Source organism: Halomonas huangheensis, assembly GCF_001431725.1.
GTDB classification, from domain to species: domain Bacteria; phylum Pseudomonadota; class Gammaproteobacteria; order Pseudomonadales; family Halomonadaceae; genus Halomonas; species Halomonas huangheensis.
Genome location: NZ_CP013106.1, coordinates 1250597 through 1276757, shown reverse-complemented (window position 1 = coordinate 1276757; position 26161 = coordinate 1250597). Strand labels below are relative to the sequence as shown.

Annotated in this window: 21 protein-coding genes and 2 tRNA genes; 7 read left to right on the top strand and 16 right to left on the bottom strand. The window is 58.1% G+C overall.

Annotated features, from left to right (window positions below; genetic code table 11):
• The first annotated feature begins 89 nt into the window (after positions 1-89).
• From AR456_RS05795 to AR456_RS05785, 3 genes are all read left to right on the top strand, one after another.
• Positions 90-2030 (top strand): exoribonuclease II, encoded by a 1941-nt coding sequence (locus AR456_RS05795; protein WP_021820420.1) that lies wholly within the window; start codon positions 90-92, stop codon positions 2028-2030.
• Between the two features lie 162 nt (positions 2031-2192).
• Complete coding sequence (locus tag AR456_RS05790) at positions 2193-3308, top strand: glycosyltransferase family 4 protein (protein WP_031208592.1); 1116 nt, start codon at positions 2193-2195, stop codon at positions 3306-3308.
• A gap of 2 nt (positions 3309-3310) precedes the next feature.
• The gene (locus AR456_RS05785; RefSeq protein ID WP_021820418.1) at positions 3311-4342 is read left to right on the top strand and encodes a lysylphosphatidylglycerol synthase transmembrane domain-containing protein; all 1032 of its coding nucleotides are present in this window, start codon (positions 3311-3313) and stop codon (positions 4340-4342) included.
• 196 nt (positions 4343-4538) lie between these two features.
• Here the strand turns inward: AR456_RS05785 and sucD are convergent, their stop codons facing one another.
• The 9 genes from sucD to sdhC all read right to left on the bottom strand — a co-directional run bounded on the left by sucD (position 4539) and on the right by sdhC (position 16281).
• Positions 4539-5411 (bottom strand): succinate--CoA ligase subunit alpha, encoded by an 873-nt coding sequence (gene sucD, locus AR456_RS05780; RefSeq protein WP_021820417.1) that lies wholly within the window; start codon positions 5409-5411, stop codon positions 4539-4541.
• Entirely contained in the window at positions 5411-6577 is a 1167-nt protein-coding gene (sucC, locus tag AR456_RS05775; protein ID WP_021820416.1) for an ADP-forming succinate--CoA ligase subunit beta, read from the bottom strand. Before sucC ends, sucD begins: the two co-directional genes overlap by 1 nt.
• Before the next feature lie 183 nt (positions 6578-6760).
• A complete protein-coding gene (gene lpdA / locus AR456_RS05770) occupies positions 6761-8197 on the bottom strand; it encodes a dihydrolipoyl dehydrogenase (protein WP_021820415.1) in 1437 nt (478 codons plus the stop codon).
• Between the two features lie 132 nt (positions 8198-8329).
• A complete protein-coding gene (gene odhB, locus AR456_RS05765) occupies positions 8330-9889 on the bottom strand; it encodes a 2-oxoglutarate dehydrogenase complex dihydrolipoyllysine-residue succinyltransferase (RefSeq protein WP_021820414.1) in 1560 nt (519 codons plus the stop codon).
• Between the two features lie 38 nt (positions 9890-9927).
• Positions 9928-12762, bottom strand: coding sequence for a 2-oxoglutarate dehydrogenase E1 component (locus AR456_RS05760; protein WP_031208590.1), 2835 nt, complete (start codon positions 12760-12762; stop codon positions 9928-9930).
• A 302-nt stretch (positions 12763-13064) separates the two neighbouring features.
• Complete coding sequence (locus AR456_RS05755) at positions 13065-13775, bottom strand: succinate dehydrogenase iron-sulfur subunit (protein ID WP_021820412.1); 711 nt, start codon at positions 13773-13775, stop codon at positions 13065-13067.
• Positions 13776-13786: 11 nt separating this feature from the next.
• Positions 13787-15559, bottom strand: coding sequence for a succinate dehydrogenase flavoprotein subunit (gene sdhA / locus AR456_RS05750; RefSeq protein ID WP_021820411.1), 1773 nt, complete (start codon positions 15557-15559; stop codon positions 13787-13789).
• A 3-nt stretch (positions 15560-15562) separates the two neighbouring features.
• Positions 15563-15910, bottom strand: coding sequence for a succinate dehydrogenase, hydrophobic membrane anchor protein (gene sdhD / locus AR456_RS05745; protein WP_021820410.1), 348 nt, complete (start codon positions 15908-15910; stop codon positions 15563-15565).
• On the bottom strand, positions 15904-16281 hold the full coding sequence (gene sdhC / locus AR456_RS05740) for a succinate dehydrogenase, cytochrome b556 subunit (protein ID WP_031208588.1): 378 nt from the start codon (positions 16279-16281) through the stop codon (positions 15904-15906). The genes sdhD and sdhC overlap by 7 nt, the downstream gene beginning before the upstream one ends.
• Before the next feature lie 474 nt (positions 16282-16755).
• On the opposite strand from sdhC, the gene gltA reads away from it, so the two are divergent.
• The gene (gene gltA / locus AR456_RS05735; RefSeq protein ID WP_021820408.1) at positions 16756-18042 is read left to right on the top strand and encodes a citrate synthase; all 1287 of its coding nucleotides are present in this window, start codon (positions 16756-16758) and stop codon (positions 18040-18042) included.
• Positions 18043-18212: 170 nt separating this feature from the next.
• Entirely contained in the window at positions 18213-19103 is an 891-nt protein-coding gene (locus tag AR456_RS05730) for an NAD(P)-dependent oxidoreductase (RefSeq protein ID WP_021820407.1), read from the top strand.
• Between the two features lie 474 nt (positions 19104-19577).
• On the opposite strand, the gene AR456_RS05725 is transcribed toward AR456_RS05730, so the two are convergent.
• The 3 genes from AR456_RS05725 to gltX all read right to left on the bottom strand — a co-directional run bounded on the left by AR456_RS05725 (position 19578) and on the right by gltX (position 21438).
• A tRNA-Glu gene (locus AR456_RS05725) sits at positions 19578-19653 on the bottom strand.
• 19 nt (positions 19654-19672) lie between these two features.
• Positions 19673-19748 (bottom strand) — tRNA-Ala (locus tag AR456_RS05720).
• Positions 19749-19956: 208 nt separating this feature from the next.
• Positions 19957-21438, bottom strand: coding sequence for a glutamate--tRNA ligase (gltX, locus tag AR456_RS05715; protein WP_021820406.1), 1482 nt, complete (start codon positions 21436-21438; stop codon positions 19957-19959).
• Positions 21439-21767: 329 nt separating this feature from the next.
• Here gltX and AR456_RS05710 point away from each other — a divergent pair, with 329 nt between their 5' ends.
• Entirely contained in the window at positions 21768-22379 is a 612-nt protein-coding gene (locus AR456_RS05710) for a helix-turn-helix domain-containing protein (RefSeq protein ID WP_021820405.1), read from the top strand.
• Between the two features lie 66 nt (positions 22380-22445).
• Here AR456_RS05710 and AR456_RS05705 read toward each other — a convergent pair whose 3' ends face one another.
• Positions 22446-23054 carry a hypothetical protein gene (locus AR456_RS05705; protein WP_021820404.1) on the bottom strand — a complete coding sequence of 203 codons (609 nt, stop codon included), beginning with the start codon at positions 23052-23054 and terminating at the stop codon, positions 22446-22448.
• A 196-nt stretch (positions 23055-23250) separates the two neighbouring features.
• A complete protein-coding gene (locus AR456_RS05700; protein WP_021820403.1) occupies positions 23251-24171 on the bottom strand; it encodes a LysR family transcriptional regulator in 921 nt (306 codons plus the stop codon).
• A gap of 99 nt (positions 24172-24270) precedes the next feature.
• Between AR456_RS05700 and AR456_RS05695 the strand changes: the two genes are divergently transcribed.
• Entirely contained in the window at positions 24271-24948 is a 678-nt protein-coding gene (locus tag AR456_RS05695; RefSeq protein WP_021820402.1) for a type 1 glutamine amidotransferase domain-containing protein, read from the top strand.
• 71 nt (positions 24949-25019) lie between these two features.
• On the opposite strand, the gene AR456_RS05690 is transcribed toward AR456_RS05695, so the two are convergent.
• Together AR456_RS05690 and AR456_RS05685 are read right to left on the bottom strand one after the other, a co-directional pair.
• Complete coding sequence (locus AR456_RS05690; protein ID WP_021820401.1) at positions 25020-25358, bottom strand: zinc ribbon domain-containing protein YjdM; 339 nt, start codon at positions 25356-25358, stop codon at positions 25020-25022.
• 122 nt (positions 25359-25480) lie between these two features.
• The gene (locus AR456_RS05685; RefSeq protein WP_021820400.1) at positions 25481-25957 is read right to left on the bottom strand and encodes a YbhB/YbcL family Raf kinase inhibitor-like protein; all 477 of its coding nucleotides are present in this window, start codon (positions 25955-25957) and stop codon (positions 25481-25483) included.
• Positions 25958-26161 lie beyond the last annotated feature (204 nt).

The window sequence follows — 26161 nt, the reverse complement described above, 5'->3', positions numbered from 1 at the left end:
GATTTTCCGCAGTCACGTGCAGAGGGTTTGGCCCACGCCCTTTCTATCCGTATAGTGGCTTCCCTACCTCTCGCCACTCGATCTTGACCATGCTCCAGAACAACGCCTTGCTGACTCAGCTCAAGCAACAGATTCGTGACAACACACCTCGTGTCACGGGTGTCATCAAAGCCACGGAAAAGGGCTTTGGTTTTCTCGAAACCGACGACGGTGAGTCGTACTTCGTTCCCCCTCCCGCCATGAAGCTGGTGCTTCACGGTGACCGGGTCGAGGCCATCCTGCATGAGGACGGCGAGCGCAAGTCGGTGGAACCCGATACGCTCATCGAAACCGGCATGCAACGCTTCATTGCTCGCGTACAGAACCGCGATGGCAAATTGGCGGTGATTCCGGATCACCCTTCGGTGCGCAATGTCCTCAAGGCCCGCATCAAGCGCAGCTTGGAAGGCCAGGAATTCAGCGAAGGCGATTGGGTCGTGGCACGCCTGGTGCGTCACCCGCTCAAGCCCGATGACCGCGCCTTCTTTACCCAGATCGATGAGCTTGTGGCGAAGGTCGACAACCCTGCAGTGCCATGGCGAGTCACTCTGGCCCGCCACGCCCTCGAACAGGATTGCCCGGATGCCGGCACCGACTGGCCTCTGCACGAGGAAGGCCTGGTTCGTGAAGATCTGACCGCGGTGCCCTTCTTCACCATCGACGGCGAAAAAACCCGCGACATGGACGATGCCTTGAGCATTACCACTCGCGAGCAAGGTGGTTGGACGCTGAGCGTGGCCATTGCCGACCCCACTGCCTATGTAGAGGAAGGTCATGCTGCCGACCTCGAGGCCCGTACCCGTGCCTTCACCGTGTACCTGCCGGGACAGAACGTCACCATGCTGCCCGAGCAGTTGGCTGATGATCTCTGCTCGCTGCACGAGAACCAGCAACGTCCAGTGCTGGCCTGCCAATTGGATGTCAATGCCGATGGCAGTCTCGGCGATTACCGCTTCTTCGCCGCCACCATGTGCTCTCACGCACGCCTGGTGTATGACCGGGTATCCGATTGGCTGGAAGACAAGGGCGACTGGGCACCCGATGAGAGCGTCGCGGCTCAACTCAAGGCGCTGCGCGATCTGACTCTGGCACGCAGTGGCTGGCGTGCAGAACACGCTCTGGTGTTCAAGGACCGTCCCGACTATGCCTTTGATCTGGATGATGCCGGCAACATCAAGGCCATCCTCATCGAGGAACGACGCATCGCCAATCGCATGATCGAAGAATCGATGATCGTCGCCAACGCCTGCTGCGCCGACCTGCTGGCTCAACATGTCGGGCACGGCATCTTCAATGTGCACCGCGCCTTTGACGACGAGAAAGCCGAGGCTGCACAGAACTTCCTTGCCAGCCAACAGATCGAGGTCGAGCGCGAGGCACTCACCGACCTGAACCGCTACAAGGAGCTCAAACGCGCTCTGGAAAGCCGTGATGACGCCTGGCTGGATGCGCGACTGCGCAAATTCCAGGGCTTCACCAGCATGTCGGCTCAGCCAGGCCCGCACTTTGGCCTGGGGCTACCCGCCTACGCCACCTGGACCTCCCCGATTCGCAAGTACGGTGACATGGTCAACCATCGCTTGATCAAGCGAGTCCTCAAGGGCGAGCAAGCACCGCCCGAGGCCAGCCAGCAACTCACCGAGCAGCTCACCGAGCGCCGCCGCCTCAACCGCATGGCCGAGCGCGACGTCAAGGACTGGCTCTACGTACGCTACCTATCCCCGGCCGCCGGGACCGGCGATGTCTTCGATGCCGAGATCATCGCCATCAATCGTGGCGGCATGCGAGTACGCCTGACTGCCAACGGTGCCACCGCCTTCGTCCCGGCTCCGCTGATGCACAGCGACCGTGACAAGGTTGTCGTCGATGACAAGGAAGGACGTATCCAGATCGAAGGTGAGGAACGCTACAAGCTGGGTGATGCAGTGCGTGTCGCCCTGACAGAAGCACGTGAAGAAACTCGCTCGCTGGTAGCACGTCCAGCGGACTGATCCCACCACGTCGACTTATCTGCAAGCCTCAAACGGCGGCCCATGGCCGCCGTTCTTCGTTTTCCCCCACCAGTGTCTCAGAACTGTCGTAATTCCCGCTTAGGCTGAACGCGGAGTGCTCAGTGGATGATTACCACGGGTCTAGACACATGGGAGGGAACCTTGCATATCGCCGACGTCACCATGTTCCACGCTCCGGCCAGTGGCGGAGTGCGCACTTATCTGCAGGCCAAACATCGCGTGTTCTCTCGCTATCCGGAACTACGTACCAGTCTGCTGGTTCCTGGCGCCGAACGAGATAGTCTCGGCGATCATCACACCCTGCCCTCACTCAAATTGCCTCTCGGCCAGGGCTACCGCTTTCCACTGAGTCGTCGACGCTGGCGTAATGCATTGCTGGAGCTATGCCCGGATCTCATCGAAGCAGGCGACCCCTATGTGACTGCCTGGGCCGCTCTGGATGCCGGCCAACGCCTCGGTGTGCCGGTCGTCGGCTTCTACCACTCAGACCTGCCGCGGCTGATGGGCGATCGTTTCGGCCCGCTGGTCCAGCGTCACCTGGAGCGCTATGTTGTCGACCTCTACTGTCGTTTCGACAGCATTATGGCGCCCAGCCAGGCAATGGCCGACCGTCTGCTCTGCTGGGGTTTGCCGCGGGTCCGTGTACAACCGCTGGGCGTGGATCTCAATGCCTTTCACCCCGACAGGCGTGATCCGACCTTGCGTGACCGTCTGGGACTGAATCAGCAGACCCGCCTGCTGATCTTCGTGGGTCGCTTCTCGCGGGAGAAGAACATCGACATTCTGCTGGCCACCATGGCACGACTCGGAAAACCCTATCACCTGCTGTTGATGGGGCCCGGCATGCCCCGCAGTGTGCCAGCCAATGTCACGGTGATCGATCACTGCTGCGGCACCCATGAGGTTGCTCGAGCTCTCGCCAGCAGCGATGCCATGCTCCATGCCGGAACCCGAGAGACCTTTGGCCTGATCGCTCAGGAGGCCATGGCCAGTGGAATTCCCGTGATTGGAGCGCGTGCCGGCGCTCTCGCCGAGAATGTGCCGCTGGGTGGTGGCATCCTGTGCCAGCCTCTCGACCCTGGGGCCATGGCCGATGCCACCGAAGCACTGTTCGCCAACGACATCACGGCCAGTGGTCGTCATGCCCGTCGTCATGTCGAGCGCCATTTCGACTGGGACAACGTCATGGAACAACTCCTCCATCACTATGAAGACCTCATCGATCCGGGCAATGAAACACGCCGGCGCTATGGTTGAAAATGATGGCTGAACGCCTTGCCACACCGCTGCGCTGGCACCCCTTTCATGGTCTGCTGTTACTGCTGGCCATCGGCATTACGCTGCTTCTGCCATGGTGGTTTGGCGGTCGCGGCACCATGACAATGGCCATGGCTTTCCCGCCCTCTTTGCTGCTGCTGATGGCGGTGATTGCTGTGTTGTGCTGGAACCTCAATGCCGCGCGTCTACGCCTGATGCTGGCGGGACGCGCCGGACACCTCGGGCAAGGCGGAGCCCTATCGATCGAGATGTCGGCCAAGTTCGCTCTATGCGCTACGCCAGGCGGCACTGGCGGCGCAGCCACCCTGTTATGGCTGCTGGCACGGCGCGGCTACTCACCATCGCGTGCCTCGGCGATCTTCCTCGTCGATCAGGGTTGCGACATGCTGTTCTTTACCTTGATGCTGACCCTACTGCTTGGCGTCGCTCTGGGGGGCACTAGCCAATGGCCACATCAGGCGCTGATCGAGATCGCGTTACCGGGGCTGGTAATGGCAATCCTCGCCCTGGCGTTGATCATTGCCTTCTTGCCACACCTGCTACGACGCAGACCCTGGCTGCACTGGCCTGGCCCACGTCGACGGCGCTGGGTCGTACGCCGCCTGCTGCGCTGCCGGCATGCACTGGTCGTCACCCTGCGTCTGCCACGCCATATCCTGATCGCCATCTTCCTGCTGTGCTGCATACACTGGCTGTTGCGCTACAGCCTGTTGTATCTCGCAGTACTCGGTGTGAGCGGCCATGCAGACTGGGCCTGGACATTCCTTGTACAAATGCTGGCAATGGCCGCCAGTCAACTGAGCATCCTGCCGGGTGGTGCCGGTGCCGCAGAAGTCAGTGTCGGCGCCCTGCTGCTGCCGATCATCGATCGCGAACAAGCCGCCGCCGCGATAGTGATATGGCGCCTGGTCAGCTACCACCTGTATCTGGTCGCGGGAGCGCCAGTGTTTGCGCTATCAGTATCCAGATTGCTCTCATCCCGCAAAGGATCGGCCGTCAACCATAAGCCGTAAGCCGTATGCCGTAAGCTGGAAGCTGCGAGCTGTACAGTGCCACTTCGCCACTCACATACAAAGGCCCAGGGTCCGGAGTGACTTACTTCTCACTTCTTACTTCTTACTTCTTGAAACTCGTAGCTCGCCGCTACCCCCAACAACGCAAAAAGGCCACCCGAAGGTGGCCCTTTGTACAGGAATGCGTGGCAGAAACTTACCAGCCAGTGGCTTCCTTGAGTGCATCGCCGATTTCGGCCAGCGAACGCACGGTCTTGACGCCTGCAGCTTCCAGAGCAGCAAACTTCTCGTCGGCAGTACCCTTGCCGCCGGCAATGATCGCGCCAGCGTGGCCCATACGCTTGCCAGGAGGAGCAGTAACACCCGCGATGTAGGAAACGACCGGCTTGCTGACGTTGTCCTTGATGAAGGCTGCTGCTTCTTCTTCAGCAGTACCACCAATTTCACCGATCATGACGATGGCTTCAGTGGCCGGGTCCTTCTCGAACATCTCGAGGATGTCGATGAAGTTGGAGCCCGGAATCGGGTCGCCACCGATACCCACACAGGTGGACTGACCAAAGCCGTGGTCAGTGGTCTGCTTGACCGCTTCATAGGTCAGGGTGCCGGAACGCGAGACGATACCGACCTTGCCAGGCTTGTGGATATGGCCAGGCATGATGCCGATCTTGCTCTCACCGGGAGTGATGACACCGGGGCAGTTCGGGCCGATCAGGCGAACGCCCAGCTCGTCACACTTGACCTTGACGTCGAGCATGTCGAGAGTCGGGATGCCTTCGGTGATGCACACGATCAGCTTGATGCCGGCATTGGCCGCTTCGAGGATGGAATCCTTGCAGAACGGCGCAGGAACGTAGATCACACTGGCTTCAGCGCCGGTCTTCTCAACGGCTTCCTTGACGGTGTTGAACACCGGCAGGCCAAGGTGCTGCTGGCCGCCCTTGCCCGGGGTCACACCGCCGACCATCTGAGTACCGTAGGCGATGGCCTGTTCGGAGTGGAAGGTCCCCTGGCCGCCAGTGAAGCCCTGGCAGATGACCTTGGTGTTCTTGTCGATCAGGATACTCATTACTTGCCCTCCGCTGCCTTGACGACCTGCTGAGCCGCATCGGTGAGGCTCTTGGCAGCGATGATGTTCAGTCCACTGGAGGCCAGCTTCTCGGCGCCCAGTTCGGCGTTGGTGCCTTCCAGGCGCACCACGACAGGTACGTTGACACCGACCTGCTCAACGGCACCGATAATGCCCTCGGCGATCATGTCGCAACGTACGATACCGCCGAAGATGTTGACCAGCACGGCCTTGACGTTGTCGTCGGAGAGAATCAGCTTGAAAGCCTCCGCAACACGTTCCTTGGTCGCACCGCCACCAACATCGAGGAAGTTGGCCGGCTTGCCACCGTGCAGGTTGACGATGTCCATGGTGCCCATGGCCAGACCTGCGCCATTGACCATGCAGCCGATGTTGCCGTCGAGCGCAACGTAGTTGAGCTCCCACTTGGCCGCTTCGGCTTCACGCTCGTCTTCCTGTGACGGATCGCGCATCTCCACCAGATCCGGGTGACGATAGAGTGCGTTACCGTCCAGGTTGATCTTGGCGTCGAGGCAGTGCAGATTGCCTTCGTCGGTGATCACCAGCGGGTTGATCTCGAGCAGCGCCAGGTCCTTGTCATGGAACATGCGCGACAGGCCCAGGAAGATCTTGGTGAACTGCTTGACCTGGTCGCCCTTCAGTCCCAGGGCAAAGGCCAGTTCACGAGCCTGATACGGCTGTGCACCAACCAGCGGATCGATCTCAGCCTTCAGAATCTTCTCGGGAGTTTCCTCAGCGACCTTCTCGATCTCGACACCACCTTCCGTGGAAGCCATGAAGACCACACGACGGGTGCCGCGATCGACAACAGCGCCGAGATAAAGCTCGTTGGCAATATCAGTGCAGTTCTCAACCAGAATACGCGAGACCGGCTGACCGTTCTCATCTGTCTGGAATGTCACCAGGTTCTTGCCCAGCCACTGCTCGGCAAACGCCTTGGCTTCTTCCGCGCTCTTGATCAGCTTGACGCCGCCGGCCTTGCCGCGGCCGCCTGCGTGAACCTGGGCCTTGACCACCCACATGTCACCGCCAATTTTCCTGCAGGCCTCTGCAGCTTCTTCCGGGGTGTCAACTGCAAAGCCCTTGGAAACAGGCAGACCATAATCGGCAAACAGCTGTTTGCCTTGATACTCGTGAAGGTTCATCGATTCATGCCATTGGTTGCATGTGACTCGAACAGCGACCAGGCTCAATTTCGTAGAAATGGGCCAGTGGTCGCCACCGACCACCTCCGGTACATGGCCGGAGGCGATGCGACACCGAAGGAAAACCGACGAGCCCGCAACGAAAGCGGGCTCGCGACGCCAACGATGACGCTAGTTGTACGACTAGCGCTTTTTGCGGTTGGCCATGTGAATAGCGTGTCCATCCACCGCCAGGGCGGCTTCATGAACAGCTTCTGACATGGTCGGGTGCGCATAGCAGGTCAACGCCAGATCCTCGGCGCTGGAGCCAAACTCCATGGCGATCACACCCTGAGCGATCATCTCACCGGCATGCTGGCCGACAATGTGCATACCCAGCACACGATCAGTTTCCGCATCGGCGATAACCTTGGCCTGGCCTTCAGTGGCGTTGTTGGCCATGGCGCGACCACTGGCAGCAAACGGGAAGCTACCGGTCTTGACCTTGATGCCGGCCGCCTTGGCGTCCTGCTCGGTCATACCGACCCATGCCACTTCAGGGTAGGTGTAGATGACGCTGGGAATAGCATCGTAGTTCATCTGTGCCTTGTGGCCGGCAATGATGTCGGCAACCATGACGCCTTCTTCGGAAGCCTTGTGCGCCAGCATTGGTCCACGTACGCAGTCACCGATTGCATAGACGCCCGGCACGCTGGTACGGCACTGGTCATCGACGTGAATGAAGCCACGCTGATCCAGCTCAACGCCCAGGCCGTCAGCGACCACGCCCTTGGTGTAGGGGCGACGGCCAACACAGACGATCAGCTTGTCGAAGGTGACAGTCTGCTCGCCTTCGCTGTCCTCATACTTGACGACAACTTCCTTGCCCTTGACCTCGGAACCGGTCACGCGAGCATTGAGCTTGATGTCCAGACCCTGCTTCTTGAGCAGTTTCTGAGTCTCCTTGGCGATGGCGGTATCGACCATCGGCAGGAAGCTGTCGAGTGCCTCAAGCACGGTAACTTCACTGCCCAGACGGTTCCAGACGCTGCCCAGCTCCAGGCCGATGACGCCGGCGCCGATCACACCCAAACGCTTGGGCGCTTCCTGGAATTCCAGCGCACCAGTGGAGTCGACGATCAGGTCGTCAGTCATCGGCGTCGGCGGAATCTCAACAGGTACGGAACCAGCGGCAATCACGATATTGGACGCCTGGTAGGTAGAGGCCTTGCCATCGAGGTCTGTGACTTCAACCTGATCCTTCGCCACCACCTTGCCGGTACCTTCGATGGCTGTGACGCCATTGGCCTTGAACAGGCCAGAGATACCGCCGGTCAAGTTCTTGACGATCTTGTCCTTGCGGGCAACCATCTTCTTGACGTCCATCTGGACATCACTGGCCTGGATACCCATATCATCGAAGTCATGCTTGGCTTCGACGAACTTGTGAGACGCTTCAAGCAACGCCTTGGACGGGATACAGCCTACATTCAGGCAAGTACCACCGTGTGCGACCTTGCCATCCTTGCCGATCCACTTCTCGACACAAGCCGTCTTCAGCCCCATCTGAGCTGCGCGAATGGCGGCCACGTAGCCACCGGGGCCCGCGCCAATGACGATCACATCAAACTTGTCGGCCATGTTGGCTCCTGTTCTTTCACTGTTGCAGACAGTCTGCAGATAATCCCTGTCTGTGCCGGTGCGACGAAAACGTCAAACTCCCAACGCTCAAATTTCCAACGCTCAAATTTCCAACGGTCAAATTTCCAACGGTCAAATTTCCAACAACAGACGCGCCGGATCTTCGAGCAGTTCCTTGAGGGTGACCAGGAATTGCACCGCATCCTTGCCATCGATCATGCGGTGATCGTATGACAGCGCCAGGTACATCATTGGACGGATCTCGACCTTGCCGTTCACCGCCATGGGACGTTCCTGGATCTTGTGCATACCAAGGATCGCGGTCTGCGGCGGATTCAGGATCGGCGTGGACATCAGTGAACCGAAGATGCCGCCGTTGGTGATGGTGAAGGTTCCGCCCTGCATCTCGTCGATACCGAGCTTGCCGTCACGAGCACGCTTGCCGAAATCGACAATGCCCTTCTCGACATCAGCAATCTTCATGCTATCGGTATCGCGAAGCACTGGCACCACCAGCCCACGCTCGGTGGACACGGCAACACCGATATCCTGGTAGCCGTGGTAGACGATATCAGTGCCGTCGATGGACGCGTTGACATCAGGGAAGCGCTTGAGTGCTTCGGAGGCGGCCTTGACGAAGAAGCCCATGAAGCCGAGCTTGACGTCATGCGCCTTGAGGAAGTTGTCCTTGTACTGGCCACGCAGCTCCATGATGGCGCCCATGTCGACCTCGTTGTACGTGGTCAGCATGGCAGCCGTCTGCTGGGCCTGAACCAGGCGCTTGGCGATGGTCTGGCGCAGGCGACTCATCGGCACACGCTTCTCGGGGCGCTCGCCCTCGACGGCCGGAGCCGCAGCTGCACTGGGTTTGGCAGCCGACGCAGCAGCGCCTTTCTTCGCACTGCCGTCCTTGACGGCCTTGAGCACGTCTTCCTTGAGCACGCGACCGTCCTTGCCGGTGCCCTTGATGGCAGACACGTCGAGATTGTGCTCGGCGATCAGCTTGCGAGCGGCCGGAGCGACAATCTTGTCACCGACCTGCTCGTCACTGTCACCATCATCGGCACTGGCCTTGGGTGCAACCTGGTCGGCAGTATCTGCCGCACCGCCAGCACCCGCCTGAAAGACAGCCAGCCGCGCTTCGGACTCAACCTGCGAACCCTCTTCCACTTTGATCTCGACCAGAGCGCCATCCGCCGGAGCAACAACCTCGAGCACAACCTTGTCAGTCTCGATGTCAACCAGTACCTCATCACGCTTGACGGCTTCACCGACCTGCTTGTGCCAGGTAGCAACAGTGCCTTCCTGAATGGACTCAGGGAAGGTAGGTGCCTTGACATCGACCTTCTCGCCACCACCATCCGAGGTAGCTTCCTTCTTGCTGTCGCTCTGGGCAACATCTTTCTTGTCTTCAGCAGTGGCAGGCTCGTCGTCAGACTTGTCCTTCGCAGCGCCACCTTCACCGATACGGCCCAGCACCTGCTCGGACTCCACGGTGTCGCCTTCTTCCACCAGCGCTTCCGCCAGGGTGCCAGCCTCGGACGCCACTACTTCGAGCACGACCTTATCAGTCTCGATCTCAACAATCAGCTCATCACGCTCGACGCTGTCACCCGGCTTCTTGTGCCATGCAGCCACGGTGCCTTCAGCAACGGATTCCGGAAAGGTTGGTGCCTTGATCTCGGTAGCCATGTCGTATCCTTATCTATTCTCTCGTCCTGACGGGCGCCTTAGAGGTTGAAGGCGTCTTCCACCAGCTGACGCTGCTGTTCGGTATGAACGGACATATACCCTGCGGCAGGTGCCGCGGATGCTGGACGACCTGCAAACTTCAGTTTGCCGCCCAAACCATCCTTGAGTAGGTCCGCCACGCTACGCAAATTGTGCTGCATGGAGTACCAGGCGCCCTGATTGAGCGGCTCTTCCTGGCACCACACGATATCCGTGGCGTTGCTGTAGTCCTTGATGGACTCGAACAGCTCTTCCTTGGGGAAGGGGTAGAGTTGCTCAACGCGAACAATAGCCACGTCGTCACGCAGGTTTTCTTCACGCCAGTTGGCGAGGTCGTAATAGACCTTGCCGGAGCACATGATGACGCGTTCAACCTTACTGGCATCACGCTTGCCCTGGTCCGGCAGCACCATGTTGAAGCTGCCCTTCGCCAGGTCCTCGAGGCTGGACACCGCTTCCTTGTGGCGCAACAGGCTCTTGGGCGACATCACCACCAGCGGCTTGCGCAGCGGACGGATCACCTGACGGCGCAACAGATGGAAGATCTGCGCCGGAGTGGTCGGTACGCACACCTGCATGTTGAACTCGGCGCACAGCTGCAGGAAACGCTCGAGACGCGCGGAGGAGTGTTCCGGCCCCTGCCCTTCAAAGCCGTGCGGCAGCAGCATGGTCAGGCCACACAGGCGTCCCCACTTGGTCTCGCCGGAGGAGATGAACTGGTCGACCACCACCTGGGCGCCATTGAAGAAGTCACCGAACTGGGCTTCCCAGATCACCAGTGCATTGGGCATGGTGGTCGAGTAGCCGTATTCGAACGCCAGCACAGCCTCTTCCGAAAGGAAGGAGTCATGAATGGTGAAGGCGGGTTGACCGTCGGCCATGTGCTGAAGCGGCACATGTACAGAGCCATCCTTCTGGTTGTGAATGACGGCGTGGCGATGTGAGAAGGTACCGCGGCCGATATCCTGACCGGTCAGGCGAATAGGATGCCCCTGATCGATCAGCGTGGCATAGGCCAGAGTCTCGGCAAAGCCCCAGTTGAGGCCCAGGCCACCGCCCTGCATCTTGCGGCGGTCCTCGTAGATCTTGGCGACCTGACGCTGCACGCTGACACCGTCCGGAATCTCACACATCTTCGCCGCAAGCTGCTGCAGACGCTTCATGTCGAAGCTGGTATCGGCGTGGCCGCTCCACTCATGTCCGAGGTAGGGCTTCCAGTCGACGAACAGAGAGGTGTTGGGTTCCTGCACCAGCGCGTTGGCCACGTGGTTACCGGCCATCAGATCGTCACGATACTTCTCGACCAACGCCTTGTCCGCGTCCTCGGTGATCACGCCATCCTTGATCAGTCGCTGGGCATACAGCGAACGCGAGGACGGATGATCCTTGATCTTGCGGTACATCAACGGCTGGGTACCAGACGGCTCATCAGCCTCGTTATGGCCGCGACGACGATAGCAGACCAGGTCGATGACGACGTCTTTCTTGAACTGCTGACGATAGTCAAGCGCCACCTGAGTGACATGCAATACAGCATCCGGATCATCGCCATTGACGTGCAGGATCGGCGCCTGAACCATCTTGGCGATATCCGTGCAGTACTCAGTAGAGCGCGCATCCAGCGGGTGCGATGTGGTGAAACCGACCTGGTTGTTGATGACAATATGTACCGTGCCACCGGTCTTGTAAGCACGGGTCTGGGACATCTGGAATGTCTCCATGACCACGCCCTGACCGGCAAAGGCGGCATCACCATGTACGTTGATCGGCAGTACCTTTCCGCCTTCCTCATCGTTACGGCGGTCCTGGCGAGCACGAACTGAGCCCTCCACCACCGGCGCCACGATCTCGAGGTGAGACGGGTTGAATGACATGGCCAGATGCACTTCGCCGCCCGGCGTCATCACGTTGGAGCTGAAACCCTGATGATATTTGACGTCACCGGAGCCACGCTCGATGATCTTCTTGCCGTCAAACTCATCAATCAGCTCAGACGGGTTCTTGCCGAGGATATTGACCAGCACGTTGAGGCGACCACGGTGGGCCATGCCGATGACCACTTCCTTGGTGCCATAGCTGCCGGCCCGCTGAATCAGCTCGTCCATCATCGGAATGAAGGACTCGCCGCCTTCGAGACCAAACCTCTTGGTCCCCGGATAGCGGGATGCCAGGTAAGCTTCCAGACCTTCGGCAGCGGTCACGCGCTCCAGAACGTGCTTGCGCATGTCCTCGGTAAAGGGCGGATTCGAGCGGACTGCCTCGAAACGCTGCTGCAGCCAACGCTTTTCCTCGGTATCGACGATGTGCATGAACTCACAGCCGATGGAACGGCAGTAAGTCTGCTCAAGGGCATCGACGATCACCCGCAGCGGAGCTTCGTCCTCGCCGAGAAAAAAGGAACCGGTCTGGAAATTGGTGTCCAGATCGGACTTCGACAATTGATGGAACGTCAAGTCGAGATCGGGCACCGGTTTCGCATCACGCAGGCCGAGCGGATCAATGTTCGCCTTCTGATGACCGCGAAAGCGGTAGGCGTTGATCAGCTGGAGAACCTTTACCTGCTTGCGATTGTCTTCGCTGTCACCAGCTGCTGCGGTAACAGCGGTACGACGCTGCTTGCCAAGCTGGTAGAACTGTTCACGAATCGGCGTGAGGGGGGAATCCTGAGAAGCTGTGCCTTCGGGGCTGGGTAGCTGGTCAAAATACTCGCGCCATTCATCAGGAACGGCGGCGGGGTCGTCGAGGTACTGCTCGTAGAGCGCTTCTACGTAATGGACATTGCTGCCGGTTACGTGAGATGAGCGCCACATCAACTCCATTATGCCTTGTTGCATCTCTCGGTCACCCTGCACTGATGGGGTGGTATGGGCTCGACACTTGTCTTGCCTTGGGTGCGGCGCGGGAATACGAGTGCATTGGCAACGCGCCCGATCCTTCGTCTACCCGTGGCACTGACTCTTGTCGAGCGCCCTGTCGTTGTGCCGCTAACGTGCTAACGCTAGCCATGTATGGACCTGCTCCATGCTCAAAAGCCGGTGCACTGTGCACCGGCTCTTGAAACATAGCCAGATTCAAGTGCGCGACGTTACGTCGCGCCCTTGAGCCGGACACATGATAACAAGCCCGGCGCTGCTATTTAAGTGGCATTCGCCAGCAACATCTCACGAATCTTGCCGATCGCCCGTGTCGGGTTAAGCCCTTTCGGGCAAACCGCGACACAATTCATGATTCCGCGGCAGCGGAATACCGAGAACGGATCCTCGAGATCGGAGAGACGCTCACGTGTTGCGGTGTCTCGCGAGTCCGCCAGGAAACGGTAAGACTGCAGCAAACCCGCCGGACCGACAAACTTGTCCGGGTTCCACCAGAAAGACGGACAGGAGGTCGAGCAGCAGGCGCAGAGAATACACTCATAGAGCCCATCGAGCTTGTCACGCTCCTCTGGAGACTGCAGGCGTTCAATAGCCGGCTCTGGCGTGTCGTTCTGCAGATACGGCTGAATGCGCTCGTACTGCTTGTAGAACAGCGCCATATCAACCACGAGATCACGGATGACAGGCAGACCGGGCAGCGGACGCAGTACCAGCTTGTTGTTCTTGACCACATGCGACAGCGGCGTGATACAGGCCAGGCCGTTCTTGCCGTTCATGTTCATGCCGTCAGAACCGCAAACGCCTTCACGGCAGCTGCGACGATAGGCAACGGTGGCATCCTGCTCCTTGAGCATTTCGAGCAGGTTCAACACCATGATGTCGCGACCCTGAGTATCGACTTCGAACTCCTCCATATAAGGAGCGGAGTCAGTCTCGGGATTGTAGCGATACAGGGATACCTGAAGCTTGGACATGTGACTCCCCCTTAGTATGTGCGGACTTTTGGCTCGAACTTATCCATGGTCTTGGGCGCGAAGTTGACATCACGCTTGCCGATGCGCTTTTCACTCGGGAAGTACATGGAGTGCTTGAGCCAGTTGACGTCATCACGATCCGGGTAGTCGTAGCGCGAGTGAGCACCACGGCTTTCCTTACGCTCCAGAGCTGCAATCGCTGTGGCTTCTGCCACTTCCATCAGGTTGTCGAGCTCCAGCGCTTCAATACGCGCGGTGTTGAAGGCCGCGGACTTGTCTGAAAGGTGGGCGTTAGCGACACGCTCACGCAGCTCGGCCAGCTTCTGCACACCCTCGACCATGTTCTTCTCTTCACGGAACACGCCAAAGGAATTCTGCATGATGCTCTGCAGCTCACGCTTCAGTTCGGGCACACTTTCACCGCCCTCAGACTCGTTCCAGCGATTGATACGCTTCATCGCCGAATCGATATCGGATTCGGTGGCGTCGAGGTACTCGATACCCTCGTTGAGCGCACTCTCGATGAACATACCCGCCGCGCGACCAAAGACCACCAGGTCGAGCAATGAATTGCCGCCCAGACGGTTGGCCCCATGGACCGAGACGCAGGCAGCTTCGCCACAGGCATACAGGCCATTGACGATCCTGTCGTTGCCATCGGCATCCGGAGCAATGGCCTGACCATGAATGTTGGTGGCAATGCCACCCATCATGTAGTGACAGGTCGGCACCACCGGAATCGGCTCGCGGGCCGGATCCACGTGAGCAAAGGTCTTGGCCAGTTCGACGATACCCGGGAGACGCTTGCCCAGCACTTCTTCACCGAGATGATCGAGCTTGAGGAGAACGTGATCGCCGTTCTCACCACAACCACGGCCTTCGAGGATTTCCATGACCATCGAGCGTGCTACCACATCACGACCAGCAAGGTCCTTGGCGTTGGGCGCATAGCGCTCCATGAAACGTTCGCCATCCTTGTTGATCAGGTAACCACCCTCACCCCGGCAACCTTCGGTCACCAGTACACCGGCACCATAGATACCAGTCGGGTGGAACTGCCACATTTCCATGTCCTGCATCGGCACACCAGCACGCAGGCCCATGCCGATACCGTCACCGGTGTTGATCAGGGCATTGGTCGTGGACGCGTAGATACGGCCGGAACCGCCGGTAGCCAGCACTGTTGCCTTGGACTTGACGTGTACCACTTCGCCCGTCTCGATATCCATGGCGATGCAACCAACCACGTCGCCGTTGGCATTCTTGACCAGGTCGACGGCGTACCACTCATTGAGGAAGGTGGTGTTGTTCTTCAGGTTGTTCTGATACAGAGTGTGCAGTAGCGCGTGACCGGTACGGTCCGCTGCGGCACAGGTACGCGCCGCCTGGCCACCTTCACCGAAGTTCTTCGACTGACCACCGAACGGGCGCTGATAGATACGGCCGTTGTCGAAGCGCGAGAACGGCAGACCCATGTGCTCGAGTTCGAACACCGCCTTCGGACCTTCCGAACACATATATTCAGCAGCGTCCTGATCAGCGATGTAGTCGCCGCCCTTGACGGTGTCATACATGTGCCAGCGCCAGTCGTCGTTGGGATCGGATGAACCAATGGCACAGGTGATACCGCCCTGAGCGGAAACGGTATGGGAACGAGTCGGAAAGACCTTGGACAGCACTGCTGTCTTCTTGCCTGACTTGGCCAGTTCCAGGGCAGCACGCATACCAGCGCCGCCACCACCGATGATGATGGCGTCGTAGGTCAAAGTACGCATATTAGACATATATCAGGCTCCCCACAGCACTTGGATGCCCCAGACAAGGAACACGAAGATGGCAACGATGATGATGAACTGGGCAGCGACGCGAATCGCCGTTGGCTTGATGTAATCGGTAGTTACCGTCCACAGGCCGATCCAGGCATGTGCCGCGAGGGACACAAACGCCAGAAGAGAGAAGATGCGCATCCAGGTCTGCTGGAAGAGTCCGCTCCAGGTCGCATAGTCGAGCTGCGGATGCAGCAGCAGATATGCCACGAGGAAAACCGTATAGACTGCCATGACCAGGGCGCTGGCACGCTGGATGATCCAGTCGGACAGACCGCTGCGGCTGAAACTCGTGATATTGGTTACCATACCCAGACTCCCGCCAGAATGATCAGTACGACGCTTGCCACGATGGTGATCTGCGCCTTCTTCACGCCACCTTCCAGCGATACGCCGATGTTGGCGTCCATGATGAAGTGCTTGCAGCCAGCCACAAAGTGGAACGCCAGGGCGGACAACAGGCCCCAGGCAATCAACTTGGCAAGGAAGTTGTGGGCCAGCGCATTGCGCACTGCTTCAAACCCCTCAGGAGATGACAGTGAGGCATCCAGGGCCCAGAAGCCAAAGATCAGGCCAACGAAGAGAATGACGCCGGTGATGCGGTGCGTAATCGACGTCAAGGCGGGAAGGGGGAAATGGATCGTGGATAGATCCAGGTTTACGGGTCGTTTGCTATTCACGGCTCTCTACACACTCTCTTGGCCCACTCTACGACATGCGGGCCTGAGGCCCGAGCGGGCGGTGGTTTCGGGAAGGGCTTGCGCGCCAACCAGATAAGTTGGACACGGCTTCCTGTTCCTGCCAGTCGCGGGCTGAATTATAGGGACATGCCAAAGCCATGACAAATGGCGTATGCGGAGTGGTTCTCAGTCGCTTCCAGGAAATTTGGTGACGAATCGGCATAAAGCCCCCAAATCCGTCATGATGCTGCACTGCCATAATTCATGATATGGTGCAAAGCATCATATTCTCTACAAGCCCTATACAAGCAAGGGAATGGCGTACAACCAAGAGGCGTCGATCGGAGAATTGACAATATCTGGAACGCTTCTATAGTGGGCAAACCTTTTTGGCCGAGCGGGACCCATTTCGCCGGCATGTTAGTGAGAAAAGACAACTTATCGCTCCATATCGAACACATAAGGAGGCCTGACATGGCTGACAGAAAAGCGACCCTGACGGTGGATGGCCTGGAGAAGCCGATAGAACTTCCGGTTTACTCTGGCACCGCAGGGCCTGATGTAATCGATGTGCGCGGATTGGGTGCCGAAGGCCTTTTCACATTTGACCCTGGCTTCATGGCGACGTCCTCATGCGAGTCAGCCATCACTTATATCGATGGCGGCAAAGGTGTTCTACTGCATCGCGGCTACCCGATCGAGCAACTGGCCGAACATTCCAACTTTGTCGAAATGAGCTACATGCTGCTGTTCGGCGAGTTGCCCACCGAAGCCCAGTACAAGGACTTCGAAGCACGCGTACGCACGCACACCATGGTGCATGAGCAGCTTGCCAACTTCTTCAAGGGCTTCCGCCGCGACGCACACCCGATGTCGATTCTATGCGGTGTCGTCGGTGGTCTAGCGGCCTTCTATCACGATCATCTTGATATCACCAAGCAGGAAGATCGCGAGATCAGCGCCATCCGCTTGATCGCCAAGATGCCGACCATCGCCGCGATGTCGCACAAGTACAACATCGGCCAGCCGTTCAATTATCCGCGCAACGACCTGAACTACGCAGAGAACTTCCTCTACATGATGTTCAGCAATCCCTGCGAGCCATACGAGATCAATCCGGTCTACGCCAAGGCCATGGATCGCATCTTCATGCTCCATGCTGACCACGAGCAGAACGCATCGACCTCCACGGTACGTCTGGCTGGCTCCACCGGCGCCAACCCCTTCGCCTGCATCAGCTCAGGTATCGCCGCACTCTGGGGACCGGCACACGGTGGCGCCAATGAAGCCGTTCTCAATATGCTCGACGAGATCGGTGACGACTCCGAGGATAACATCCAGCGCTTCATCGATAGGGCCAAGGACAAGGATGACCCCTTCAAGCTGATGGGCTTCGGGCACCGCGTCTATCGTAACTTCGATCCGCGCGCCAAGGTGATGAAGGAAACCTGCGACGAAGTATTGGCAGAGCTCGGCCTTGGTGATGATCCGCAGCTCAAGATCGCCAAGCGTCTTGAGCAGATCGCACTGGAAGACGAGTACTTCATCGAGCGTAAGTTGTACCCGAACGTCGATTTCTACTCCGGCATCATTCTCAAGGCCATGGGCATTCCTACCAACATGTTCACCGTGATTTTTGCGGTGTCTCGCACTATTGGCTGGATTTCTCACTGGAATGAGATGATCAGTGAAAGCTACAAGATCGGCCGGCCGCGCCAGATGTACATTGGCCACACTCAGCGCGATTATCCCGCAGAATAATCGGGATTGCCGTCGCTATATACGCCAGAAGCCGCCCGCCCGGGCGGCTTCTGGCGTTTCAGGCCCCATATAGGTTGTGCTGGACGGGTCCACCTCGTATCCATTACTACTGACTGACTCACCCCACCACTTACCCAATCCGCCTATTTCATCACCCCAGGGAGCACACAATGAGCCGCAGGATATCCACAGTTGCCTTTATCGGCCTCGGAGTCATGGGCTATCCCATGGCAGGACACCTGGCGAGAGCCGGCCTCGAGGTCCGGGTCTACAACCGCACAGCAGCCAAGGCCCAAGCCTGGAGTGATGAATATGGCGGCAGCCATCACCCCACCCCCGCTGCTGCTGCCGAAGGTGCCGAGCTGGTAATGATGTGCGTGGGTAACGACGACGATGTGCGTGAGGTATCAATCGGCGAGAACGGTGTACTTTCCACCTTGACCGAGGGTAGTGTTCTGATCGACCACACTACTGCGTCTTCGACACTGGCCGAGGAGCTGAATCAAGCCTGCCTTGAACGCGGCATCGGATTTGTCGATGCGCCGGTTTCTGGCGGCCAGCAAGGGGCCGAGAATGGCGCCCTGACCATCATGTGTGGTGGCGCGGAAACGGATTTCAATGCTACACGAGCGATTCTCGAGCATTACGGTCGTGCGGTTACCTTGATGGGCCCTGCTGGCAGCGGACAACTGACCAAGATGGTCAATCAGATCTGCATCGCCGGACTGGTTCAGGGGCTGTCGGAAGGGCTGCATTTCGCAGAACAGGCGGGCCTTGATCAAAAACGTGTGATCGATGTGATCAGCAAGGGAGCGGCAGGCTCCTGGCAGATGGAAAATCGCCACGCCAGCATGATCGACGATCACTACCAGCACGGCTTTGCCGTCGACTGGATGCGCAAGGACCTGGCCATCTGCCTCGAGCAGGCACGCAAGCTACAGGCGCAATTGCCGGTGACGGCACTGGTCGATCAATTCTATGCCGATGTCCAGAGCATGGACGGCGGACGCTGGGATACCTCTTCCCTGCTCAAGCGCCTACGTCGGAACAAGGATTCATAACCTCCCTTCCTGGCAGGCCGACGCTGTGCATAAACCACTTGGCGTCGGCCTCGACCAGCATCTTTTGGCCTCTCTTCCGCGTTTTCCACACTTTCTGTGGATAACCCTGTTCACAACCTATCGAAACCGCCCTCGAATCGCCATGAACACGGGGCGCGCCTTAGATTGGTCATTTTTTAATCTATTACAACCCATTGAAAACAAAGAATAAATTAAAAGAATGCGCAGATGGGAGGGGCAAAAAGGATTGCTGCTTTAAAGAAGCACAAACCATGCAAGGGAGTGGACAATTACTGCGGACTGTCAAGCGATAAGGGCCTATCCGGCCGCTTTCTTTCGATAAATGACAATCACTAACAAAAAAAGAATGGACTTATCCACATAGCGAGGATGCATTCCGAAAATGCAATGGATTCCTCACATCACAGCCGCTGAGAAGCGTGATGACACAGAAGAAACATCAGAGAGGAAAGGTGGCGTCCCATAGGGGGTTCGAACCCCTGTTCCCGCCGTGAAAGGGCGGTGTCCTGGACCACTAGACGAATGGGACGCAGTTCTGAACGAGAAGGTGGTGGAGCCTAGCGGGATCGAACCGCTGACCTCGACACTGCCAGTGTCGCGCTCTCCCAGCTGAGCTAAGGCCCCGTATCTCGTGAAGACGGGACGCATCTTACTGACAATCCCCAAGGAGGTCAAGACTCTACTGCGCAACTTCCGCATCCATGTGGACCACAAGTCGCGATCTTCAAGACGCGAGCGACGAGCTGTCCGGAGCCACCCACGACCAACCGATAAAAGTCCGGGAGTCCACTGACAGCACGTTGCCCGCGCACAACGTGCTTATCGCTTATCGTCAAGGCAGTTCGCGATATTCCTTCTCGAAACGCTTGGCCTGCTTCTTCGATACCCCACCCAATACATTAATGGCATGACGCAGGCGAGCCCGGGTCATATCGGAGCCCAGAATCGCCATGGCATCCATTACGGAGGTACTCGACGCCGAACCGGTAACCGCAATGAACACGGGAGCGAGAAAGCCCTTCATCTTGAGATCAAAGTACTCACACAGTGTCTTGACCTCGGCGAGCAATGCTTCCTTGTTCCAACTGGGCACAACTTCCAATCGCCAGACCAGGAATTGCAGCAGGCGCAGCAGTTCCTCATGCTCGAGCTTCACGCTGGCGAAGCTTGACGCGTCGATATCCGGAAGACCGGAGAAGAAGTGTCCTGCCAGAGGAGCCACATCCGACAGGGTGTCTACACGGGTCCGCACCTGCGGTAGGATCTGGCCGACGTATGACGGATTGAAAGCCCACCCCATCAAGGCCTTGAGGAAAGCCTGATCATCCAGGTCTTCACGCAGATAGACACCGTTGAGCCAGGTCAGCTTTTCCAGGTCAAACACCGGGCCGCCCAGCGATACACGCTGGATATCAAAGTTGGCGACCATTTCATCGAGCGAGAATTTCTCGCGCTCGTCAGGCATCGACCAGCCCATGCGGCCGAGATAGTTCAACACCGCCTGGGGCAGGAACCCCATGCGACGATAATAATTGATCGACGTCGGATTCTTGCGTTTGGACAGCTTCGACTTGTCCGGATTGCGCAGCAACGGCATGTGGCACAGCGCTGGCATATCCCAACCGAAATACTCGTAGAGCAACTGGTGCTTGGGTGCCGAGTTGATCCACTCCTCGCCACGTAGCACATGGGTGATCCCCATCAGGTGATCATCGACCACGTTGGCCAGATGATAGGTCGGCATACCATCAGACTTGAGCAGTATCTGAGCATCTACCTGGGCCCAGTCGACCTCGATCGTGCCACGCAGCATATCCTCGACCACACAGCTGCCGCTTTCCGGCACCTGCATGCGTACGACAAAAGGCATACCCTCACGTTCGCGATGCGCCTGTTCGTTCGCGTCAAGCGCCAGATCTGCCGGCTTGAGCGCCAGATGCTGCCCAGCGGCCTTGCGTGCCTCGCGCAGCTCGTCGAGCTCTTCACTGGTGCGGTAGCACTTGAAGGCATGTCCCGCATCGATCAGGCGCTGAGCGTGCTCGGCATAGATGTCGCGACGCTCACTCTGGCGATAGGGACCATGAGGACCACCGACGTCGGGACCTTCACTCCACTCGATACCCAGCCAGCGCAATGAGTCGAGAATCATCTGTTCCGACTCGGGAGTCGAACGGAGCTGGTCGGTATCCTCGATACGCAGAATGAATTCACCACCGTGCTGACGAGCAAAGCAGAGATTGAAAAGCGCGATGTAGGCAGTTCCTACGTGAGGATCTCCAGTCGGCGAAGGGGCAATTCGCGTACGAACAGTCATATCTTCCTGCATCCTGATGGGGTTTGGAGCCATTCCGGCAGCGTTGGCGCATTATACGCGCCTTGCCAGCAACTGGCAGCCGTCCCCGGGTCCTCTTCTACCTTCATCAAGCAGGAAGTTTCTGGCCTCACCCCCAAACTGCTTCAGGAATCGTAGATTTCCCCTTACGCTGTGCTGTAGCGTAAAACCCAGCAACGGTGCGGCCTCAGGGCCTGCGAGCAACCCCTGACTGGCACATCCAGGGTAAATTCATCGGGATTACAGATTGAACTAATGGCGCCAATCCATGAGTATTCTAAATTCTTCAAGTTCCCGAACAGGATAGTTTCATGGACGCGCTGGGCCCGCGCATCAAGTCTCTTCGAATCGCTGCTGGCCTCAACAAGGCCGCATTGGCACGCCACGTTGGCGTGTCCGACGTCACCATTTCCTATTGGGAATCCGGGACCATCAAGCAGATTGGCCACGAGCGGTTGGTGGCTCTTTCCCAAGCCTTGAACTGCCCCCTGGCCCACCTGCTGGAAGGCGAACCCAACCGCCCTTCTCCTCTGTACCTGCGCTCACGACTTCCATTGCCGTGGAACGAAGCAGCCCACAAGGGTGTTGATCTGCCACTTGAATTGATTCCGGGTCAGCGCTGGGACGGGGACTGTCATCTGTTGACGCCAGCACCGGATGAAAGCTTTGACTTTCTACACGCCTTTGATCTGGTCGCCGCAGCACCAACCGAGATATTTCGACAGCCAGGTCTTTATCTCGTCACCGAAGGTGAGAGGCTAATGATTCGTCGTGTCGCTCAGGATGCCACTGGCCAGTTGACGTTCCAGCGTCAAGGGCAGAATGATGTAACTCCCTACCACAGTGGCTTACGTCTGGCAGCCAAGATAGTGGCTCTATGGCGCCATGAACCGCTGAGCGATATATCACGCAGCACTCGCTAGTCCATTCCCCCTCCGCTCCGGCAAGCGCCTTGGATCCTTGCTGACAGGATGCGGACTGGCCCGCGATTACTGACTCAGTTCCTCGACCGTCACTCTATCGGTGGTCCTTCTCACCTGCTGGCCGACCAGTACACGCTGAACCGCGGATACCAGTTGCCCTAATCCATGTTCGGATTGTGTGATCAATCGCCCCGTAAGATGCTCGCCCCGATCTCCCAGTCGTCGCTGCACGTCAGAGGGTTGCAACTCCACGGGCGTTGATCTCAAGCGCAACAGATAGTGGCCATCGGGAAGGCCGCTACCCGGGCCAAAAGGGCCTGCCTCAACCCGACCACCATTCACCACCGTGCGCTCCTGCCAGCGCACGCCACTGGCCTCCCGCACGACGACCATTTGCACACGAGTGCCATCCGGCAGATTGGTACGCCCAACAACCTGCATTCGTCGATCTGCCAGCAACACTGCCTCCAGCGTCACTTCTACGGGTTCCACCATTGGCTCGATACCGGCCAGTTCGTCCTCGGCTTCGGTCTCTGCTGTTGCCACCGTATTGTCTGACACGGGTGTATCGACCTGCGTGGCCGGATCTGGCGCATTTTCCTGATCGTCCGCGCTGTTATCGCAGCCTGCCAACACCAGCAGCAGTCCCAGAACGATATAGCCCATCATGCGCATCCAGCCTCTCCCTTCAGCAACGACTCATCAGACATTTTGTGGTCAATGAGCTCAGTCCAGATATCTCATCATTATCGACTCGGCGTCGGTACAAGACACAAACCCGGTCCAGGCTTCATCACCCTCAACTCGACACCACCATCAATTTGACATCACCATCACCTCGACACCACCAAAAGGCGCATCAGCAACGAAGTTATTCAATCTGACATGCTACCGCATGTATCTGCTCACGCACCCAACGCCGCAAGCGATCGCCGTCCGTGCGCTCATGCCATATCTGCATCAGGTCCACACTGGGTAGTGTCAGCGGCAATGAGTGAATACATAACGACGCATCAAGATAAACCGCCTGTTCAGCAACCGACTTCAGGCAAGTCAGCAGATAATCGCTGTTGGGGACGATGCGTGTCGGTGCGAGAAAGCTCGAGACCCCAGCTATTACTCTGCGCTGGGTGCCCAGTTGATCCAGAGCACGGTCCACGATGCCATTGAGGTCTCCCGTAAGAGTTGTCAGAAGATGCTCGCAGGCCAGGTAGGTATCGAGATCCAGTGCTCCCGAGCTGGCAATCCGTGCATTGTCCTTCGCAGCCAGCACTACAAACGGTTCAGACAACAGCCGCTGTTGACGAAAGGTCTCCGGCAGATCGGAAAAGAAGCCGGCGATCGCCAGATCACAGGTGCCCTTCTCCAGCGCCTCGCGCGGCAATGTCCCCCCGGTGTTATGAGTCACCAGAGTGAGATTGGGTGCTCCGCGACGCAGTTGTGGAAGCAGGCTGGGCAACAGTCGTTGCTCGAGATAATCCGTGGCGTAAATGTGCAGGCGTTCGTCACGCTGCAGGAAATTCTGACCCTCCATCTCTTCATAGAAGGCATCCAGCTGGACCAGCATGCGACTCACCGGCAGCGCCAACTGGTGCGCGCGCGGAGTGGGGGTCAAGCCACGTGGCGCACGCACGAACAATGGATCATCGAACTCATTACGCAACTTACCAAGGCGATGACTCAACGCAGGCTGGCTGAGCGACATCCGCTCGGCGGCGCGTGAGACACTGCGCTCTTCATAGAGAACCTGGAAGACCCACAGCAGATTCAAGTCCTTGCCTGTGATATTCATGATTTGAATACCAGATATAAAAAGTTTCGAATTATCGAATCATAGCTGTTGTCTCATGATAATGCCCATCACGACACTCTCAACGCGGAGCCGCTGACAATGAAGATTCTGATGGTACTGACTTCTCACGACCAACTGGGCAACACCGGAAAGCCAACCGGCTTCTGGCTGGAAGAATTTGCTGCCCCCTACTACGCGTTCAAGGATGCCGGAGCAGAGGTTACTCTGGCCTCACCTGACGGCGGACAGCCGCCGATCGACCCGATCAGTAATGCTGATGATGCGCAGACTCCGGCAACAGAACGCTTTCATCAAGACAGTGACGCACAGCAAGCGCTTGCCAATACTCTGGTGCTGGCCGAGCAACGTGCAGATGACTTCGATGCGCTGTTCTATCCCGGTGGCCATGGTCCGTTGTGGGATCTCGCCGAAGACCCAGCCTCCATCGGCCTGATCGAAACGTTTCACCACCAGCAAAAGCCGATAGCAGCAGTCTGCCACGCTCCCGGCGTGCTGCGCCACGTACGCACACCAGACGGAAAACCACTCGTCGCCGGACGCCGTGCAACAGGCTTTACCAACAGTGAGGAGCAGGCAGTGGGCCTGACGGAGATCGTCCCTTTCCTTGTCGAGGACATGCTCAAGGCCAATGGCGCTGAGTTCTCTCGGGACAGCGACTGGGCAAGCTATGTGGTCAACGATGATCTGTTGGTCACGGGGCAAAATCCGGCATCGTCCGAGGCCACTGCACAAGCCCTGCTCAAACTGGTTCGCTGATCCGCCGTCCATGAAACGACGAACGCCTCCAATCGGAGGCGTTCATCTTCGTCAATGGCGCATAGGTGAGCTCAAGCCTTCTTGACGTACATTGACTTGAGTTTCATTGGGCCAATGCCATCAACCTTGCAGTCGATATCATGGTCGCCATCCACCAGACGAATATTCTTGACCTTGGTGCCAACCTTGACCACCGACGACGACCCCTTGACCTTGAGGTCCTTGATCACGGTGACGGTATCACCGTCTACCAGCAGATTACCGTTGGCATCACGGATCTGTGCTTCCTCATCCGCCTGTTCAGACTCTCCGGCAACCCACTCGTGGCCACATTCAGGGCACACCAGCTGCATACCGTCATGGTAGGTGAACGGGGACTGGCAGCCGGGACAGGGGGGCAGTTCACTCATGGCAAAATAACCTCGCAAGACAGAACCGGCAGACTACCCCGCAGACCGCAGAATTGCCAGTCGGCCAACGCCCGGCTCGGGCGTCACACCTCCTTCCCAGTGCTCGCGAGGCCTGCATAGGGTCATGCCCGCTGATAGGTCCCCAGCAAGCGATTCATCCCCAGCAGGTTGGGCTCCACCTTATCCAGCAGCTCAGCCATGGTCAGCCCTTCGGGGAAGTCGGTTTCGGTATCCAGCGCCAGCACCCAGAAGTAGTAACGGTGCAGACCATGACCTTGTGGCGGCAAGGGGCCACAGTATCCCAGCTTTCCTGCGTCATTGACTCCCTTCGTACCTAGATCCGAGCCTTCGTCCAGCGATGTGATCGTGGCTGGCAGGTTATAAAGCACCCAATGTACGAAACCGTATCCGCCAGCCTTCACCAGCGGTGCATCCGGATCATGACAGATGATTGCTATGCCACGAGTGCCCTCAGGCACACCGTGCCATGCCAAGGCCGGGGAAAGATCCTCTGCTTCCATACTGTTGCGCTTCGGGATCTCGCCGTCCGCGTCGAAGGCACTACTGGAAACCGATAGCGTCGATAGCGCGAATACCATGTCATTTCACCTCTTGCGGAACCAGATTATCCTGCCGTGCCGGACGAACCGACGAAAACATGCTGGGTTCAGTATAAACGGCAGACCTGCATGACTCTCTTGCATGACTCTGACACGTTAGCCCCAAACTCACCAAATGCCGAGCCAGATACTTGGCTATTGCTACCCTGACTAGCTGACTAACCTCCTGCCGCCGAGCCAACG